19 protein-coding genes and 1 pseudogene are annotated in these 18,844 nt (G+C 39.4%); 7 read left to right on the forward strand and 13 right to left on the reverse strand.

Translation table 11 applies throughout. The features are described 5' to 3' along the window. Window positions 1–161, forward strand: a pseudogene (locus tag ASL19_RS16530) (IS4 family transposase); the annotation flags it as partial. 8 nt (window positions 162–169) lie between these two features. On the opposite strand, the gene ASL19_RS18785 reads toward ASL19_RS16530, so the two are convergent. From ASL19_RS18785 to ASL19_RS03605, 7 genes are read right to left on the reverse strand one after another with little or no spacing between them, the layout of a single operon-like run. Further along, window positions 170–301, reverse strand: coding sequence for a hypothetical protein (locus ASL19_RS18785; RefSeq protein WP_255356423.1), 132 nt, complete (start codon window positions 299–301; stop codon window positions 170–172). Continuing rightward, window positions 298–885: a DUF4040 domain-containing protein gene (locus ASL19_RS03580; protein WP_057177325.1), complete on the reverse strand. Its 588-nt coding sequence runs from the start codon at window positions 883–885 to the stop codon at window positions 298–300. Before ASL19_RS03580 ends, ASL19_RS18785 begins: the two co-directional genes overlap by 4 nt. Beyond that, on the reverse strand, window positions 878–1,165 hold the full coding sequence (locus ASL19_RS03585; protein ID WP_057177326.1) for a monovalent cation/H(+) antiporter subunit G: 288 nt from the start codon (window positions 1,163–1,165) through the stop codon (window positions 878–880). Before ASL19_RS03585 ends, ASL19_RS03580 begins: the two co-directional genes overlap by 8 nt. Continuing rightward, window positions 1,152–1,415: a hypothetical protein gene (locus tag ASL19_RS03590; RefSeq protein ID WP_006277986.1), complete on the reverse strand. Its 264-nt coding sequence runs from the start codon at window positions 1,413–1,415 to the stop codon at window positions 1,152–1,154. The genes ASL19_RS03585 and ASL19_RS03590 overlap by 14 nt, the downstream gene beginning before the upstream one ends. Window positions 1,416–1,417: 2 nt before the next feature. After that, entirely contained in the window at window positions 1,418–1,801 is a 384-nt protein-coding gene (locus ASL19_RS03595; protein WP_057177327.1) for a Na+/H+ antiporter subunit E, read from the reverse strand. Further along, window positions 1,798–3,255, reverse strand: a complete 1,458-nt coding sequence (locus ASL19_RS03600) for a cation:proton antiporter (protein WP_057177328.1) — start codon at window positions 3,253–3,255, stop codon at window positions 1,798–1,800. Before ASL19_RS03600 ends, ASL19_RS03595 begins: the two co-directional genes overlap by 4 nt. Before the next feature lie 20 nt (window positions 3,256–3,275). Continuing rightward, window positions 3,276–3,614 (reverse strand): cation:proton antiporter subunit C, encoded by a 339-nt coding sequence (locus tag ASL19_RS03605; RefSeq protein WP_006277983.1) that lies wholly within the window; start codon window positions 3,612–3,614, stop codon window positions 3,276–3,278. A gap of 208 nt (window positions 3,615–3,822) precedes the next feature. Between ASL19_RS03605 and ASL19_RS03610 the strand changes: the two genes are divergently transcribed. Beyond that, a complete protein-coding gene (locus ASL19_RS03610) occupies window positions 3,823–4,941 on the forward strand; it encodes an ATP-binding protein (RefSeq protein ID WP_057177329.1) in 1,119 nt (372 codons plus the stop codon). Between the two features lie 90 nt (window positions 4,942–5,031). On the opposite strand, the gene ilvC is transcribed toward ASL19_RS03610, so the two are convergent. Then, entirely contained in the window at window positions 5,032–6,027 is a 996-nt protein-coding gene (gene ilvC / locus ASL19_RS03615; protein WP_006277981.1) for a ketol-acid reductoisomerase, read from the reverse strand. A 217-nt stretch (window positions 6,028–6,244) separates the two neighbouring features. On the opposite strand from ilvC, the gene ASL19_RS03620 reads away from it, so the two are divergent. Next, window positions 6,245–7,603 (forward strand): NAD(P)/FAD-dependent oxidoreductase, encoded by a 1,359-nt coding sequence (locus ASL19_RS03620; RefSeq protein WP_057177330.1) that lies wholly within the window; start codon window positions 6,245–6,247, stop codon window positions 7,601–7,603. A gap of 255 nt (window positions 7,604–7,858) precedes the next feature. Here the strand turns inward: ASL19_RS03620 and ASL19_RS03625 are convergent, their stop codons facing one another. Continuing rightward, window positions 7,859–8,497: a class I SAM-dependent methyltransferase gene (locus ASL19_RS03625; RefSeq protein WP_057177331.1), complete on the reverse strand. Its 639-nt coding sequence runs from the start codon at window positions 8,495–8,497 to the stop codon at window positions 7,859–7,861. 75 nt (window positions 8,498–8,572) lie between these two features. Between ASL19_RS03625 and hemH the strand changes: the two genes are divergently transcribed. Then, entirely contained in the window at window positions 8,573–9,736 is a 1,164-nt protein-coding gene (gene hemH, locus ASL19_RS03630; RefSeq protein WP_057177332.1) for a ferrochelatase, read from the forward strand. A 122-nt stretch (window positions 9,737–9,858) separates the two neighbouring features. Here hemH and purB read toward each other — a convergent pair whose 3' ends face one another. Further along, on the reverse strand, window positions 9,859–11,154 hold the full coding sequence (gene purB, locus ASL19_RS03635) for an adenylosuccinate lyase (RefSeq protein WP_057177333.1): 1,296 nt from the start codon (window positions 11,152–11,154) through the stop codon (window positions 9,859–9,861). 169 nt (window positions 11,155–11,323) lie between these two features. Next, window positions 11,324–12,424 (reverse strand): deoxyhypusine synthase, encoded by a 1,101-nt coding sequence (speY, locus tag ASL19_RS03640; RefSeq protein WP_006277976.1) that lies wholly within the window; start codon window positions 12,422–12,424, stop codon window positions 11,324–11,326. 108 nt (window positions 12,425–12,532) lie between these two features. Here speY and cobO point away from each other — a divergent pair, with 108 nt between their 5' ends. Further along, the gene (gene cobO / locus ASL19_RS03645) at window positions 12,533–13,210 is read left to right on the forward strand and encodes a cob(I)yrinic acid a,c-diamide adenosyltransferase (protein WP_057177334.1); all 678 of its coding nucleotides are present in this window, start codon (window positions 12,533–12,535) and stop codon (window positions 13,208–13,210) included. A gap of 144 nt (window positions 13,211–13,354) precedes the next feature. On the opposite strand, the gene dacB is transcribed toward cobO, so the two are convergent. Then, the gene (gene dacB / locus ASL19_RS03650; RefSeq protein ID WP_057177335.1) at window positions 13,355–14,869 is read right to left on the reverse strand and encodes a D-alanyl-D-alanine carboxypeptidase/D-alanyl-D-alanine-endopeptidase; all 1,515 of its coding nucleotides are present in this window, start codon (window positions 14,867–14,869) and stop codon (window positions 13,355–13,357) included. 82 nt (window positions 14,870–14,951) lie between these two features. After that, window positions 14,952–16,466: an AAA-like domain-containing protein gene (locus ASL19_RS03655; RefSeq protein ID WP_161808567.1), complete on the reverse strand. Its 1,515-nt coding sequence runs from the start codon at window positions 16,464–16,466 to the stop codon at window positions 14,952–14,954. A gap of 153 nt (window positions 16,467–16,619) precedes the next feature. Here ASL19_RS03655 and ASL19_RS03660 point away from each other — a divergent pair, with 153 nt between their 5' ends. Continuing rightward, window positions 16,620–17,459, forward strand: a complete 840-nt coding sequence (locus ASL19_RS03660; RefSeq protein WP_057177337.1) for an alpha/beta fold hydrolase — start codon at window positions 16,620–16,622, stop codon at window positions 17,457–17,459. A 51-nt stretch (window positions 17,460–17,510) separates the two neighbouring features. Beyond that, window positions 17,511–18,653: a zinc ribbon domain-containing protein gene (locus ASL19_RS03665; protein ID WP_057177338.1), complete on the forward strand. Its 1,143-nt coding sequence runs from the start codon at window positions 17,511–17,513 to the stop codon at window positions 18,651–18,653. Window positions 18,654–18,844 lie beyond the last annotated feature (191 nt).

The following is an 18,844-nucleotide window of genomic DNA, read 5'->3' on the forward strand; positions in this document are numbered from 1 at the left end:
GTCAGAGTGATTTTAGCTTTGCTGTCTACGGACAATTATGGATTTATGGCATGGAACTATGGGCTGATTTAGCTCTAAGCTTAATTAGTCTTAAACCTCATAAACGCCTCTTTTTCAAGCGTGGCTTTCAGGCTCTATCCCTTATGAAACAAGCTGTTTGACCACTTTGTCACCCGGTAAGATTGGACATGGTGTCTTTTATAGTTGACATTCCAGATAAGTTAGACGCCACATCGGAGAGGAATAACATTTTTAAAAACAATGCTATCCCAGCTAGAATATAAACTAATCTCATTTTCATGGGTGTTTTTCCTCCGGTACTAAAATATCAACATATTCTAAATTTTTTAACCCTGTATTTCTTGGCAGGATTTCACTCTCAATGATGTTATAAACACGGTGAACTCTAACTTCTGTTTGATAATTCTGGTTTTCAGTTTTTGTTAGCTCATCCCTAAATAAGGTGGGGAAACAGGTAGCATGAACCTCCTTAGAAATTAAGGCATTTCGGAGAGCTTGTTGATTGTTGTAGGTCACAACTTCCAGTCTCATATAATGTTTACTGAAAACTCGGCGAAAATCCTCTATTAGTTTTTCAATCCCCCCATCTTGATTTTCTACTATTAATTGATTTTCCATTACCCCTAAACGTAAAACCAAAGAAGAACGTACTGCTATGGCATACAAAGTTACAGATAACATTGTACCCATTAATGCCTCTGTTAAAGCTACATCAGCCGCCCCTAACACTGCATCTACCAAAGCGGCGATCGCACCTAAGACTCCGCGCAAAATTAATCCATGATAGGGGTTAACCTGGGTAACCAACAAACCAGCAGTTAGGGGTAACAAAGCAACAATTATATACAGATAAGAATCATTCATTTTCCACCTCTGGGGTTATATCTTCAGTTGAGCAATGGGCAATTACATAACCCAACATAGTATTCCAAAGTGCCAAGGAAATAATTGCTAAAACTAATAGTGGCCACTTACTGGGAATTATCAATAAAATGGCAAGTATGATCAACATTGAACCTAATGTATCAGCTACAGAAAGTCCATGTAATTTGAATAATACGGATTTATTGCTAACTAAATGGGAGGTTCCCCAAAACCAGAAGAGAATGCCAATTGCCATCAAACCATAACTAAGAATATCCATCGTTTAACCTCTTGATAATATGTGCTAGTAACATAAATCCTGCATTTCCCAAGCTTAAAATAATTGCTCCTACTACCCCAATCATCCAGTCATCTCGTAAAACAGAAACCACTAAAATTATGATTGATACTTTACTGGAAATGCTCCCTAAAGCCAACATTAACTGCCAGGTATTATCTGTTTTCCATACCTCGTAAATGGGAATTAACAAACCGGCAATCATTGCTACCAAAACAATTTGTAAATACATGGTTATTTTTTACCCCCAGGTTGAATTTGATGCACTTCATAAAATCCCTGTTCATTATGATTAAAAACAATGGTTTTAGGTGTGAACGTAATCAGGAATATATCCATGAATATCAGTAAATAGGAATGTTTATGTTTCACATTTTCTCTGATAATTTCTTCTCGATAATGGGGAAACAAGATAATCTCAAATGCTTCTTTAAAAGCTACAACAATGGCAACTATTACTTGACCAAATACTCTTAACCATTCTGTAAATTTTGCTCTGGAACTGTAACCTCTAGGTAGTAAAAATGCGATAGCCACCCCAATAATAATATTGATAGTGCTAAAATCAGCGGTGAGCAAAAACCAAATTGTCAATCTCAGTATCAAATGTCCAATCATGATAATGCCATCCAAAATAATAAGATTAGGGTCAAACTCATAACACCTATTAAATGCTCAAATTTCTCCACTGCGCGGGGTAGATATGCCACCAGTTTTGGTGCTAATTTCTGCACTATTAAATGATATGCCAACCAACCCACTATCATAGTAACAATGGCTTTGATTATATCTTCAAGATTATAAGCTCCTAAATAGGCAATATTGGCAATCAATAAACCCGTAATCAACACTGCGATCGCTACCCAAAATCCAGGTTTTACAGCTGTCACAGTCTCTTGTTTATCTCCTAATTTATGGGGGAGAAATATAAATTTGGCAAAAGAAATTGCCGTACCTACCGCTGCAATATTCATGGCAACAAATTGCCAAGATGTGATGTTTTTAAGGGTCAAAACTTTGGCAGCGAACCCAGCTAGTAAGGGAAATCCAGAAATCGATAAACTGGCAGTAAATAAAGGGATCCAAATTGCTGTATTAATTGGCTTAGATTGCAGTTCCTTAAAGTTACGCGTTGGTAGGGAACCAGCAATTAAAAATAATGAGGACTTAACTAATCCATGGGTTAGGGCGTAAAATCCTCCCACCCCCGGTGCTGCTAAAATAAATCCTAATTGGGATATAGTATGAAAGGCTAACATCCTTTTTGTATCCTTCTCTAAAATTGCATAGGATACACCCATTAAAGCTGTTGCTACGCCAAAAATTACCACAATATGACCAATATTCTCGCCCACTGCAGCACAACGTAATAGAGGTAAAACGCTAGCCTTGACCACAATACCTGAAAGCATTGCAGAAACTGGTGTTTCCGATTCAGAATGGGTTAGGGGTAACCACAAACCAGAGACAAAAATCCCCGCTTTAACTAACAGTCCTAAAAAAATTAATGCTATGGCTTCTGGTGGTGCATTCTCTAGTCCCGCAAAACTAAAAGATGAACTTTTTTGGTAAATTAATACAGCTCCTACTAGATAAAATAACATGGAAATGTTACTAACAAATAGATAGCGCAAACCTACCCAAATTGAGCGATCGCTCCTACTATATGCTATCAATAGGAATGCGGCTATTCCACTTACTTCTAATGCCACATACAAACTGATAAAGTCTGCACAAATGAAAGCGGCATTCAAACTACCATGAACTAATAAAACTTGGGCATAGAAAAAGGCACTTTTATCACTTTTCCAGCAGTATAAAACTACTGCCATTGTCACTAAGGCGTTGGTTAAAATGAAGTAGCCACTTAACTGGTCAGCTACTAAGGTGACACCAAAACTGTCCAACAAATTAAGTTGAATTTCTGGTTGTTTGATTAATAGCTCCATACTATAGACAGCACTAACTAATGTCCCCAAAAATGCTAGGTGTCTGTTAAGTGGTGGCAACAAAAAAACTATAAATCCCAGAAAAAATGGGATACCTACCCAAATCGTTGTTATAGTGTTCATCTTTTCAATCCATGTTAAATTTATGGGGTATTATTCTTCTCGATTTCATCAATTTCTAAGGTGGGATTATCTCCAGCTAGTTTCATTACTCCCACTAGCATCAAAGCTTGAATTGAAAAGCCAATAACTATTGCCGTTAAAATAACTGCTTGGGGAACAGGATCAGCATAATTACCTTTTTTTACTTCCCCAAGAATGGGAGTAAATAAACCTGTTTTAGATGCGATAAACACATAAAAAGCTATCACTCCTGTACTCATCACATCCATGGAAATTATTTTCATCACTAGGTTCTTTTTCAGAATTATGCCAAAAAATCCCAATAATATTGTTAGCAACACACATGCTTCCATTACCATAATTTTATACACCTCCTAATCAAGAAAAATTAAAAAGCACTAAAAAACATATATTCCCTAAGTGTTCCAGGAGAACTAGTTTCAGCTATGTAGGTGGGAAAATTTGTATTTGGAATTTTAAAGTGTTATAATATTAATAGCACCATTTTTTAGTGCTGTCTACCTGCTCAAGTTCAATAATAATTATGGTAATGATAGTAAATAAGTTATGTTTCTAATGTCAACAGCTACGGAGGAGAAATCTATTAACTTTGATTTATCTACTCCATTACAATTAATAGGTCGTTCTCACGAGTTTGAGCGTATTACAAACATACTTTTACATGATAGGGACTTATTAATTACGGGAGTACCTGGTAGTGGTAGAAGAACATTGGTTAAGATTGCAGCTCAAGAGGTAGGTGCCCTAATATTAGAAATAGACTGTATTCGTGCGATCGATGGAGAGAGACTACTGCAATTGTTCACAGAAACAATTAATCATAATTGGGAGGTGAACAAAATTGAGACATGGGTGGAGCAAAATGGTAGAGAATTGTTTATTTTTAATACAGAAACTAGGCTCAAATTATCTCATGGTCTCAATGATAAAAAACTGTGGCAGGCATTTGTTATGTTATTGGACTTGTTGCAAAATATAGCCAACGATTTAAATCGAAGAGTGGTATTAATTTTGCAAAGTTTTCCCCATATTCGTTCTTGGGATCGCCATAATATGTGGGAATCTACCTTGAGAAAAGAAATTAATAGTCATCCGGATGTGAGTTATGTTATATTAGCGACAATTGCCGAAACAAGCCATCATCAAGATGAGGACAAATATCCAATGGAAAAAATTGAATTAGCTCCTTTAGAAAGAGATGTTATGGCAGTTTGGGCAAGAGAAATTTTGGAAAAACAAAATCTTAAATTTGATCGTCATTCTCAAGCACTAACCATCTTTTTGGATGCGGTTCAAGGGAGTATTGGTGATGCGATGGCATTAATTCGTAGACTATCAAGTTTACAACATGAACAAGGATTAATCGGGGAAGAGAAGGTCAGACAAGTAATAGAAGCAATGCTGAGAGATTTATCCATAACTTATGAATCTTTATTGATGTTACTACCTGGTAATCAGATTCACCTTTTAGAATGTTTGGCCATAGATCCCACAGATAAACCTCAAAGTAAAGAATATATCCAAAAACATGGACTTTCTCGAGGGGGAACTTTGCAAGGTGCCCTAACGGGATTACAGACTAAGGGTTTAATTTATAGCGCCCAACAGGGTTATCAATTAGCACTACCTCTATTAGCCCTATGGTTAAAACAAAGACTAAGTTAAGTGGCTACCTGTAATGGGGGTGAGCCAGAACGCCTATCTAGCTTTTTACCCATCAACCCTGTCTATAGCGTTCTGGCTAAAGCTATATAATTAAGCTTTCTTCAACCAACTAAACATGGCACGTAAATCCTTGCCAACTTCCTCAATGGGATGTTCAGCTTCCTGACGACGCATAGCTGTAAAACCAGGTTTGCCAGCTTGGTTTTCTAGAACAAATTCCCGTGCAAACTGTCCAGATTGAATTTCACTGAGAATCTTTTTCATTTCAGCCTTGGTTTGAGCAGTTACAACCCGGGGACCACGAGTATAGTCTCCATATTCGGCGGTGTTAGAAATACTATCACGCATGGTCGCTAAACCACCCTCAACAACTAAGTCAACGATTAGTTTAACCTCATGTAAACACTCAAAATAAGCTAGCTCTGGTTGATAACCAGCTTCAATTAGGGTTTCAAAACCAGCTTTAATTAATGCACTTAAACCACCACACAATACTGCTTGTTCCCCAAATAAATCCGTTTCGGTTTCTTCCCGGAATGTGGTTTCTAATACACCCGCTCGAGTACCACCAATACCTTTAGCATAGGCCATAGCTCGGTCTCGTGCTTTACCTGTAGCATTTTGATATACGGCAAATAGGGCTGGAACTCCTTGTCCCTGTTCGTAGGTACGACGGACTAAATGACCAGGACCTTTAGGTGCAACCATAATTACATCCACATCCCCTGGGGGAACAATCTGCCCAAAATGAATATTGAATCCGTGAGCAAAGGCTAAAATATTTCCTGCTTCTAAGTTGGGCAGGATTTCATTTGTGTAAATTGTCTTTTGTACTTCATCAGGTAATAATATCATGATTAAGTCAGCAGCTTTAGCAGCATCAGCCACATTTTTTACGGTTAACCCAGCTGCTTCAGCTTTTGCAATTGATTTGCTACCAGGATATAAACCTACAATGACATTTACACCACTATCTTTTAAGTTTAGCGCGTGGGCATGACCTTGGGAACCATAACCAATAATGGCCACGGTTTTTCCCGCTAAAAAGTCTAAGTTGGCATCCTCATCATAGTACATACGCGCCATGAAAGCATCTCCTGTTTATCAAAGTGGTAAATAAATTGTCGGTTTATTATCATACCTCAATTTGCTCCACCAGTTAACCTATCTATGGGCAATAATCATTCCGGATACCATACTTTTTCCTTCAAAAGTTCATAATTAACAGAAATGTTTGTGACAACTTTGATACAAAAATGTTAAGAATAGTTACAGCAGCAGTAATATAAGGAAAATAATTGTTATGGTTGACTCCTCTAGCAATACCCCACCCCATCATGTGGTAATCGTAGGTGGTGGTTTTGGCGGACTATATGCGGCTAAAGCATTAGCTAAAACTAATGTGAATGTAACGCTGATAGATAGACGAAACTTCCATTTGTTTCAACCTTTGCTTTACCAGGTGGCTACGGGTGCTTTATCCCCTGCGGATATTTCTTCTCCTTTGCGTTCCATCCTGAGTAAGAACAAGAATACTACGGTTTTATTGGGGGAAGTAAATGATATTAACCCTGAAGATCAGACGGTGATGGTGGGAGGTGAAGCAGTTCCATACCACACACTGATTGTAGCTACTGGCGCAAAGCATTCTTATTTTGGTAAGGATAACTGGGAGGAGTTTGCACCCGGGTTAAAAACCCTGGAGGATGCTATAGAAATGCGCCGACGGATTTTTACCGCCTTTGAAGCAGCAGAAAAGGAAACTGATGCAGCTAAACGGCGGGCTTTGTTAACTTTTGTGGTGGTTGGTGGTGGTCCCACCGGTGTGGAATTGGCTGGAGCTATTGCTGAATTGGCTAGAAAAACCCTCAAGGAGGATTTCCGCAATATTGATACCTCGGAAACTCGGGTTCTACTATTGGAAGGTTTAGATAGGGTTCTTCCTCCCTTCGCACCGGAACTTTCCCAAACAGCGGCAGATTCTTTGGCGGAGTTAGGCGTGGAAGTACAAACCAAAACTTTAGTAACTAATATTGAAGATGATATTGTTACTGTTAAACAGGGTGAGGAGGTAAAAACAATTGCCGCTAGAACCGTATTGTGGGCAGCTGGTGTGAGTGCTTCACCTATGGGTAAGGTCTTAATGGCAAGAACTCAAGCTGAATGTGACCGCGCTGGTCGTATTATGGTTGAACCAGATTTAAGTATTAAAGGATACCCAAATATCTTTGTTGTTGGCGATTTAGCTAACTTCTGTCATCAAAGCGGCAAACCTTTACCCGGTGTTGCACCTGTAGCTATGCAAGAGGGAGAATATGTAGCTAAGCTAATCAAAAACCGTCTTTTAGGAGAAGTTACTCCATCATTTAACTATGTGGACAGGGGTAGTTTGGCTATGATTGGACAACACTCGGCAGTTGTAGATCTGGGATTTATTAAAATTAGGGGTTTCTTGGCTTGGTTGTTTTGGTTGTTTATTCATATATACTTCTTAATTGAGTTTGATAACAAGTTGGTTGTGATGATTCAGTGGATGTGGAGCTATTTTACTCGCAGTCGCAGAGCTAGACTAATCACTGGCAAGGAAATTATCAAATATGTTTCAGATGAAGAGCAAGCAAATTATAAGCCTTTGCATGCCAAGCAACCAATAAATGTTTAATTGGAAGTTATCCTGACTATGTGTTCATAATTGTACAATGCCGTATAAGTGGGGAGGCGCAATTATTTGTAGGATGGGCTGAGGAACGAAACCCATCCTACATTCATATTAATTCTCCTTACGAATACCCCCCGATTCATCCCAACGGAACGGTGGAGCAGAAACCTTTAAATTCGGCGTTAACACTCATAGGTCTGTTCCCACAATACTTATATTGACTAATTAACGAAAGCAACTTGGCTTTAGACCAATTTTCTACAATTTAGAACTGCCTAAAACCCCTTTGACAACCTGTAGGCTACCTCCAGCATATAACACTGGTCGGCCCACATCAAAACCATTTTCCTTTAGTAACCCGACTACATCTGTTTTAATCCACTCCCAAGCTGTTGAAGTTTCAAATAACCAAAAGAACAATGATAAACCTGGCCAAAATAGGGGATTAGTGGGAGGATGAAAGTCTACTAAAGTGAAAATTCCTCCTGGTTTTAATACCCTGTTTACCTCTTGGATAATTTTCCTTCGTTGCTCAATTTCCATCTCGTGTAAAGCAGCACTGGTGTGTACCACATCAAAAGTATTATCCTGAAAGGGCATATCTTCTGCCCATGCCTCTATATATGTAGCATCTGGCACGTTATTTTTCGCTCTTTGTAAGGATGTTGGGGAAGCGTCTAATCCGGTAACATGGTGTGATAACTTGACTAAAAATGCAGTGGCTTGACCACTACCACAACATAGATCTAAAATCCGAGTGTCAGGGTTTATTGTTAAACCTTGAAGAGCCAGTTGACGAAAACGCTGCTCCCCACCCACGGTTAACGCAGCTACACTAGATATGCTATCATATAGCCACTGGTAACGATAACTCAAATCCCTAAAAATTGTCGCCATTGAAATCTTTCCTGAGCGTTAAGCTTTATATTTATTAATAATAAAAAAAGTAAGGATTGGGGGCAAGTAACTGCTATGAGTCGTGTAGGCGTATTATTACTCAATCTTGGTGGACCTGACAAACTGGAAGATGTCGGGCCATTCTTGTATAACCTATTTTCAGATCCCGAAATTATTCGCCTACCATTTCGTTGGATGCAAAAGCCATTGGCATGGTTTATTGCCACGAGACGCACAAAAACTTCTCAGGCCAACTATCGGCAAATTGGTGGCGGTTCACCACTTAGACGCATTACTGAAGAACAGGGAGAGGCTTTAAAATTTCAACTCCATGGTATGGGTAAGTCAGCTACAGTCTACATGGGGATGCGTTATTGGCATCCCTATACAGAAGAGGCGATCGCCCAAATAGGGGAGGATAAAATTGAAAAGCTGGTAATTTTGCCATTATATCCCCAATTTTCCATTAGTACCAGTGGTTCTAGTTTCCGACTATTGGAAAAACTCTGGCAAGAAAATCCCCAACTTCAGCCACCAGAATATACGGTTATTGCTTCATGGTATAAGCAACCGGGCTATTTAAATGCCATGGTGGAGCTAATTAATGACCAGCTACATCAATTTCCCCATCCGGAGAAAGTGCATATCTTTTTTAGTGCCCATGGCGTACCCAAAAGTTATGTTGTGGAAGCTGGTGATCCCTATCAGCAAGAAATTGAAGAGTGTACAGACTTAATTATGCGAACTCTTAACAGTACAAACAACTATACTTTGGCTTATCAAAGTCGTGTTGGTCCTGTGGAGTGGTTGCAGCCATATACGGAAGACGCACTCAGAGAGTTAGGAGCTAAAGGGGTCAGAGATTTGGTGGTTGTACCCATTAGTTTTGTGTCTGAACACATAGAAACCCTGCAGGAGATAGATATTGAGTATCGGGAAATAGCTCATGAAGCAGGTATTGAGAATTTTAGACGTGCAGCTGCACCTAATACTCATCCACTGTTTATTGAAGCCTTGGCCCAATTGGTGGTTGATGCTTTGGAAAAGCCCAGTCTAAAATTATCTCAAGTTACCCAAATGAGGAAAAAGGTAAAAATGTACCCTCAAGAGCGTTGGGAATGGGGATTGACAACCAGTGCTGAGGTATGGAATGGTAGAATTGCCATGTTAGGTTTTATAGCTCTGATTATTGAAATAATTACCGGTAGGGGTTTACTTCACGCCATAGGACTCTTGTAGGATGGGAGCAAGCCCTACCTAACTCTCGTTTTTACCCATCAACCCTTTCTAAGGTGTTCTGGCTAAAGCTATAACCTAACCCAACTAAGCCAGAACGCCTACCCAATTCTATCAATATATAACTAGATACCTAATCGCTCATACACTTGATCTAAATATTTTAAGTGCTGCTTTGCATCAAAGCAGGCATCTATTTCCGAGTCAGATAATTTTTCTCGGACACGCAAATCTTGGGTAATGAGGTGACGGAAGTTACCTTCTGGGTTGTTCCACGCTATGTGGGCATTTTGTTGAACTATGGCATAGGCTTCTTCTCGCCTAGTTCCTTTGTCTATTAAGGCCAGTAAAACTCTTTGACTAAACACTACTCCACCATAGCAGTTAAGGTTTCTTGCCATGTTTTGTGGATACACCAAAAGATTAGTGATTAAATCAATGATTTCATGGAGCATAAAGTCAGTTAATATACAAGCGTCAGGAAGCATCACCCGCTCCACAGAACTGTGAGAAATGTCTCTTTCATGCCATAAAGCTACGTTTTCTAATGCTGCACCCGCATGACTTCTGACTAGTCTAGCCATACCAGTTAGTCTTTCGGAACGAATGGGATTGCGTTTGTGTGGCATAGCACTGGAGCCTTTTTGTCCCTTGGAGAAGTATTCTTCCACTTCCAAAACATCAGTTTTTTGTAAATTGCGAATTTCTACGGCAAAGCGTTCTATGGAAGCTGCTAAAAGAGCTAGTTGTTGTACAAACTCAGCATGAATATCCCGAGAAATTACTTGGGTGGAAGCAGTATCAGGTTTGAGTCCCAGTTTTGCACAGGCGATCGCCTCTACACGTGGTTCTATGTTAGCATAGGTTCCCACCGCTCCCGATATTTTACCCACCGCAACATTTTTCCTGAGTAATTGTAACCGCTCCTGATGTCGGAGAACCTCAGCTAACCAACCAGCTAATTTAAATCCAAAGGTAATTGGTTCCGCGTGAATCCCATGCGATCGCCCAATCATTACAGTATAACGATGTTCATGAGCCTTAATGCGAATTGCCTGGATGAGATTTTCCACCTTTTGACATAATAGATCCAAACTAGCGACTAACTGTAGTGCTAATGCTGTATCCAAGACATCCGAGCTAGTTAAGCCCAGATGAATATAACGCCCTGCATCACCTACATATTCATTTACATTAGTGAGAAAAGCAATCATGTCATGGCGAACTTCTGCTTCAATTTCTAGTACTCGCTTAGGATCGAACTTGGCTTTAGCCTTAATTTCATCCACCGCTGCTAGGGGAATATAATCCAGTTCGCCCTGAGCTTCACACACAGCAATTTCCACTTGTAGCCAGGTTTGTAACTTATAGGATTCACTCCACAGATTGCCCATTTCGGGCAAGGTATAACGCTCAATCACATTCAGACATATAATACAACTGTCATATTTTACTTCTAATTAGGGTTTGCATCAAATTTTTCCGTAGGATTATTTTAAATAACATTTACACACGCCTAAAATAAAACTAGAGAAAAGAATTTGACATTGGCAGTCCCCCCAATCCTAAAAGGGGGACTAATATTATCTATTATGCTTCCACTAGAACACGCTGTTTTGCTGCCAAATAGTCTTTTTGTAAGGTGTCTAATAACTCTTCTCGTCTGTCGTATAATCGTTTCAGAGATCGTGGTTGACCCTGATTTAATGCGTATGCTGTAATCAAAGGCAGGGCAATTGTACTATCAGTGTAACAAACTATTGTACTGGGCAACTCGTCAGGATCTATTTTACCCCAACTCACCGCTTCTGCTGGAGTTGCACCAGACAATCCACCAGTATCTGGACGTGCATCTGTAAATTGAACAAAGAAATCATGTCCTCTTTCTTCTAAACCCAGGACTTCGTGAATTTGTGGTTGGGTCTGAAGGAGAAAGTTTTTGGGACTTCCACCACCCAGAATCACCGCTGCACTTTTCCCCTCTCCTTCCCTTGCTCCGTAAGCAATAGCCGCAGTTTCATTTACATCAATAGCTGGATCTAATACCAGCTTTGAACCCTCTAACGCCAAGGCTGCTACATTCATCCCTATAGAACTATCACCGGGAGAAGAAGTATAAATAGGAACGCCATATTCATAAGCTGTAGCTAGGAGACAGGAATTTTCTACCCCCAACTGCTTTTCCACTTCTCGTACATATTTGCCAAGCAGGTAGTGAAATTCAGCCGTTCCCATGCGCTTTTGAAAGGGTTCTGCTTGCAATATTTTACGAATAAAAGCATCAGTTTCTAGTAGCACATCATAACCGAAGATAATGTCATAAATTCGGATTGTTCCCTCTTCCCGTAATTTAACATCATCCAAAAAGGGACTACCTGCAAACAGGTCAAAACCTAAACCATAGTGCATATCATGATAAAGATTGGCACCGGTGCTAATCATCCAGTCGATATAACCATGACGAATTAAAGGAGCTAAAGCGGAAACACCAAATCCTGCTGGTGTCATAGCACCAGAAAGACTTAATCCCACCGTTACACCCGGTTGGAATATATCCTCAGTTAGTAATTTACACGCCTCTCTTAACCGAGCTGAATTATAAGCAGTGAAGTAGTTATTAATTAAGTCAACTACACTAATATTCGATGAAATTGGTGCGGGTGCAATTTTTTTACCTTGTTTCTTTGACATTTTTTCACTTTCCCATAGTCAGTATTCCGATTCTAATGATATGAGAGATAATATTGAGATATTTGGAGGCTTAATTTTTTCCAGTTCTCATGGGATGAAGATACACGGATGAGTAGAAACACATCGGATCAGTTGGGCGAGGATCAAGAAATTGGTAGGTTGATTGATGAGGTCATGTCATCATCCTTGAGCGATGAGCAGTACCGTCAGAAAATGCAGCGTCGTAAACAGATACAAGATCAACGTATAGCGGATGCCATTCCTCAAAAGGGGTTAATTATAGTTAATACTGGTCATGGCAAGGGGAAAACCACTGCTGCTTTGGGTATGATAGTAAGAGCACTGGGACATGGATATAAAGTGGCAATTGTGCAATTTATTAAAGGTGCTTGGGAACCATCAGAAAAGCGGGTTTTTAGCTCCTGGTCCGATCAACTGGAATTTCATGCCATGGGTGAGGGTTTTACCTGGGAAACCCAAGACCGGGACAGGGACTTAGATAAGGCTAATGTTGCTTGGGAGAAGTCTTTAGAGTTTATTCGCCATCCTGAGTTTCACTTGGTTTTGTTAGACGAAATTAATATTGCCCTAAAACTTGGTTATTTAAAGGTGGATCAAGTTTTAGCAGGTTTAGCTGAAAAACCCCCTGATAAGCACGTCATTTTAACTGGTCGGGGCGCTCCACCAGCTTTAATTGAAAAAGCGGATTTAGTTACGGAAATGACTCTGATCAAACACCCATTTAAGGATCAAGGAGTTAAAGCTCAACCAGGAATTGAGTATTAGTGGTGACAGAAATTCTAAATTTAGACCGTCTCGTAGGTTGGGTTGAGGAACGAAACCCAACAAATTATGATGATAATTAATTTTCCAGATCGCCCAACCTGCATTCCTGCATTATTTATAATTGCTGGTTTGGCGGTGTGTCAACTAGCATTTGTGCAATTTTGCCAGTAAAATGATGATTTCATCCATTGCTTTCCTGACTGCTGATGGGTGTTGTGATTGATTAACTATCATGCTAAACACTAAATCATCATAATTGGGAACATTAATATATCCAGATAGAGAAATTACACCAGTCATGGAACCTGTTTTTCCTTGAACTATTCCCCAAGCAGGAGTTTTTAAAAACCGATTTTTTAGGGTACCATTCATACCACCGGTAGCTAGGGATGCACGAAACAGATTGCCATCAGGTGATTTTGCCATCACCTGTAATATTTTTACCAATGCTTCTGGACTAATTAGGTTCTTGCGAGATAGTCCAGAACCATCCACAATCATATAAGTATTAGGTTCTATTCCCCATTCACTCAGGGTAGTTTTTAGTATTTTTAAGCCTTGGTTTACAGTGGTTTCATTTTTGTTAGTTGATTCACTATTACCTAAATGTCTGAGTAAAGATTCGGCGTAGAGATTATTACTATTCCTATTCACTTCTTTGAGTAAATCTGGCAAGGTAAGGGATTCAACGACAGCTATTTCTGGCTTTTGTTCAGCTATTTTATAGTGTTGGTATTCAAAAATAGGTTGAATTTCCTTAACGTTTATCCCTACTTTTTCCCAGGTCAAACGCAAGTTTTTTAAGAAGTTATCTATGGGGTCAATAACTGATAACCCTATGGTTTGAGAAGGGGAATTAATAGGCAGTTTGCCATCAATCTTTAATACTTGACCTTTTAGATCTCTGGTGACTTGGACAAATCTCGACTCATTTTCAGCAACAGTGATAGAATTATTTTCTATTCCACTATATAATTCCATATCGTTAGACCAAGTAATGTTTAATTTTTCTCCTATCTTGGTGGGAGATAAAGTCAAAATTCCAGTATTTTCATTGACCATTAAACTATTGACTGGGGCACCATAATCAGCTTGTATATCTTCCCATTGCCAACTGGCATCAATGTATTCTCCTTGAAAGTAACTATCATCCACAATTAGCTTGTTAATTGACCGAATTCCCCGTTGCTGCAATTTCTGAGCTAGGGCGGTTAATTGGGCATTATTAAAACTGGGATCTCCTCTACCAACTAAATAAAAATTACCTTCATCTCCTTGATGAATTGAGGTACGAATGCGAAAGTCTTTGCCCAGTTTTTGCCATGCTGCTGCTGCAGTTAATATTTTGGTGGTAGATGCAGGAATAAAATACTTTTGGGCATCCCGACTGTAAAGAATTTGGTCAGATGATAGGTTTTTAATCAAAATTCCCCACCTCATTCTTTCAAATGTAGGAGAATTGATTATCTTCTCTATGGAAGATGGTATTTGAGATGCGCAAGTGTGCTTTAATTCTTCTTCAGTATCTAATCTGGGTGTTTGCCCTAATACAATCGGCTGTTTAATAAGAGTGCTAATACTGATAATTACAATTATTAGTATTATATAAGCAGCAATAGGTATACCAGTATGCTGAAATCTTTTTTGCTTTTTCTTCATTATAATTATTATAACCAATTAACAATTAGTTAAACAGATGATGTTGAGCTTAATTCCTCAACCAGACCCACCTAATTTGCTGCTACACGAAGAAGGCAGTGAGGTGTTTCCCCTGGTGATCAATCTCCCGTATATCGTAGGTTTTGTTACTGTTGAAGTTAAAAATGAGTATATATCCCTCATTTAGTCCGTAGGATTCCAGGTAGCTGCAAAGCTGCTCAATCCCATCCTGAAGACGCTTTTCACCGTACCAAATTTTCAGTTCAATCACGTAGCGCTGGTTTCTGTAGGTGACAACCAGATCCATCCTACGGTTTTCCGCGACCACATTTTCCTTGAACATGTATCCATTACCGTTGATAATCGGACGGAAGAAAGACATGAGTAACATACGCCCGTTCTTCTCCAGGAAATCGTTGTCCCGAGAGGAATGATGCTCCCGCATAAACCACTGGAACCTTGCCAAAATCAAGCTGACCTGGAGCTTACCGTCGCTTATAAAGCTGCTATCTCGGTATCTATCAAGATGTTCATGGGCGGTTTCCCGTTTAGAAATAAAATAGCTGATAATTCTGAACTCGTAGATTTTGTTGGCGATGTCGCATCTACCTACTGAATTGTTCTTGATAATACCATAGGTCGCCCCCAGATCAATCAAGGGATTACCCCGGTCAAAGACTAAATCCTCCCCATCAATAGCTATTGCCCGAATTAACTGGGAAAAGTCGGGATTATTTTCAAGATTCTTGTACACATCATTAAAATTAGTGGTGGAGTAGGATACATCCACTAAATGCCTATAAGCATCCTCAATATCATTAACTGACCAAGGTCGCTGGTTCTGGTGCATCTCGTCAACCACCTGGCACATCTTGCTAACGAGGAAGGGATTGCCACTGGTATAATAAAACAGAAGGCGAGCCAAAACAGGGCAGTCCATTTTAAATCCATGATCATTTGCGTATTCCGCGAGCATTGGCTCAATTTCCTCCTGGCTGAAGGTGAAGTCAATATCCACGTCCACAGCAATGTTCCAGGGGCTATTCAGTTTACGTTCTTCATCCTGATCGAGCTTCAACTTTAAGGTCTTCACATCGTGGACTCCGATCAGGACCACCGAGTGGAAGGTAGCATCCCTACCTTGTGCTGTTGCTAGGTATTTATCCCGCAACATGGCTAGGAAACTGATGAATACCTGATTATTGCTGGCTTTGTCAATTTCGTCTAGGAGCAGGACAATTTTTAGTCTGGATTCCCTAACCCAGTCACTGACAAATCTTGAAAGCTGTTTGAAGCTGTTGATTTGCCCGGACTTAACTTCAAGCCATTCAGCGAGTTCTGGATTGTTGAAGAACAAACCTTTGGCTAAAACTGCGGGGACTACCGATGCCATCTGCTCTTCGCTTTGGAATGGTAGGTCGCCAATACCCTCGAAACTGGTACTGATCACCAGATATTCTTCCACCCCCTGAAAACTTTTTTCCAGGAGATGCTGCATGGTGGTTTTTCCGTATTGCCTCGGAAAGTTAATGGCAAAATATTTACCACTTTCGATTAGATGGCGACATCTATTGAATTTAGTGGTTACGTCGCACATGTAGTGCTTTTTAGGTAAGCAAATACCTACTGTGTTGAACTCTTTCATCCTCCAACTTATTAGAGGTGTTAAAATATGATAGTCATTCTACCACTTTTCTTGACCAATGGCTAATTTTCTGCTAGATCATCGAGTACTATTCCTCTACTTAATATGAGTCACACCCGCAAAACACTGTCAATACCTAATATGGAAATTTCCTATTTGGAATGGAGTCAGGGTCATGAACCTTTACTACTACTCCACGGGATGGCTGATAATGCCCTGGTTTGGTTAAGTTTGGGCGATTATTTGTCCCCAAATTACCATGTTATAGCTCCCGATATGCGTGGTCATGGTAACAGCAGTAAACCGGAAACAGATTATTCCTTTACAAGTGCGATCGCTGATTTGGAAGCCTTAATGGATAGTCTTGGTTGGTTGAGTGCTAATGTAGTTAGTCACTCTTGGACAGGTAAACTAGCAGCTATTTGGGCTAGGCAAAATCCGGGGAGGTTAAAAACTATGACTTTAGTAGACCCGATTTTTATTTGGAAGATGCCTAGGGTACTTAAATTAATCTTTCCTTTGTTGTATAACGTATTACCATCTTTACAAACTATGGGTCCATTTAGCAGTTATGAAGCAGCTGAGGAGAAAATCAAAAAACTGGTTCACTTTCGAGAATGGAATGATTTGCAACAACAAGTTTTTCAAGGGGGAATAGAGCAAAAACCGGATGGCACGTGGGGTAGTAAATTTACCGTGGCCGCTCGTGACGGAATTTTTGATGCAGTATTAGAAGTAGCTGGTTTTATTCACCCCGTGGAAATACCCACCCTGTTTGTTCAACCTGAAAAAGGAGTGAATCGCCAAGATTGGCAAATCAAACCTTATAAAGACAACCTTAAAAACCTCACCTGGAAAAAGATCCCAGGAACCCATTGGCCGTTTCTAAGTAACCCAGAAGAATTTAATCTTACTATAGCTGAATTCTTAGCACAATCAATATAGCTTGATTTAGTCTCATTCTATTTTAACTTATATTTAACTTGTATTTAAACTATGAGTCTTTGCATAAACCCTGTTTGTCCCCAACCAAAGCATCCAGATAACGATAGAAACTACTTTTGTCAAAGTTGTGGTTCCCCATTGGAATTATTAGGAACTTATCGGGTAGTACGTTTATTAAGTGATCACACTGGATTCAGTAAAGTTTATGAGGTCTATCAACAAGACATACTAAAAATACTTAAAGTGCTGAAACAACAAGTATCTAATGATGACGAAGCCAAAAAAGTATTTGAACAAGAAATGAGTGATCTAGGCCAATTGGAACAAAATGATATGGCACCAGAGTATTTTACCCATCAAACCAGCACAGGGATGACCCTTCACTGTATGGTTGTGGAAAAAAATGTGATGGGCGGTTTAAATACACAAATAGTCACAGAAACAAACACCAAACAAAACCTGGGTCAAAATTCAGAAAAGCCATTGGCAAAACTACCACTAGTAGCATTACTTTGGGCATTACTTTGTTCATTGTTTTTGCTGTGGTTAGTAGCATTTACCAATAGGGATAATAGATTTGTGGTTTTTCCCTCCGACTATGGACAATTACCGATTAAAAAGGGGGAAGTAGACTACTTTGCATACGAAGAGGGTCAAGACAGTCAAGGTAGAGTAGCAGAATTCAATATAGCAGTTTTATCAGTAGAATATAAATGGCAGTTGGGTAGTACCTATCAGATTAAGTATAATAATGAAATAATTAATCTTGAATCCTTAAAATCCAGATTACAAGAGGAAGGGATACAAACAATCATGGAAGATCCCAGTGAGATTATTTCCGTAGGGACAGCTTCCTGTGAAGGTGATATAAAATCGGAACAGAGTCGTGCTTTGGAAAGATCCAAGCAAATTCAGTTATTGGTGAAAAAACTCTTTAGTGATAGCTTGAGTGTTAAAGCCTATAGACTATTGAATCTTGGACAATTTCAAAGAAAAGATTGTCAGAGTGATCAAGATTTAACTGCATATCAAAGGAGCATTATTATTATTGGGGTAAAGAAACAAGATGAGGGAGTTATTTTAGATGAGGCCTTGAGAGACAGACTAGAGAAAAAACCTTTTGCAGATTTTAAATTAGAGGATTATTCTTTGGGAGGGGTGGATATCTTTAAAACTATCTCTAGTAATTTGTAGTTGGGAGACGGTTTTTAAAAACTGTAGATGGCAAATTATACCAATAGAGAATTTGTAGACAAAATTTATCTATCTAAAGAGAGACTGGTTTTGTATCCAATCAAGACTATATATTAAATAGCCCGATTACCCTACCGGACTTTAGCTCCAAACCTCCTCTTGCAATTTTAATTTGTTTCATAATTACATAA

Origin of the sequence: Cylindrospermopsis sp. CR12 (genome assembly GCF_001432185.1) — a bacterium.
Classification (GTDB): Bacteria; Cyanobacteriota; Cyanobacteriia; order Cyanobacteriales; family Nostocaceae; genus Raphidiopsis; species Raphidiopsis raciborskii.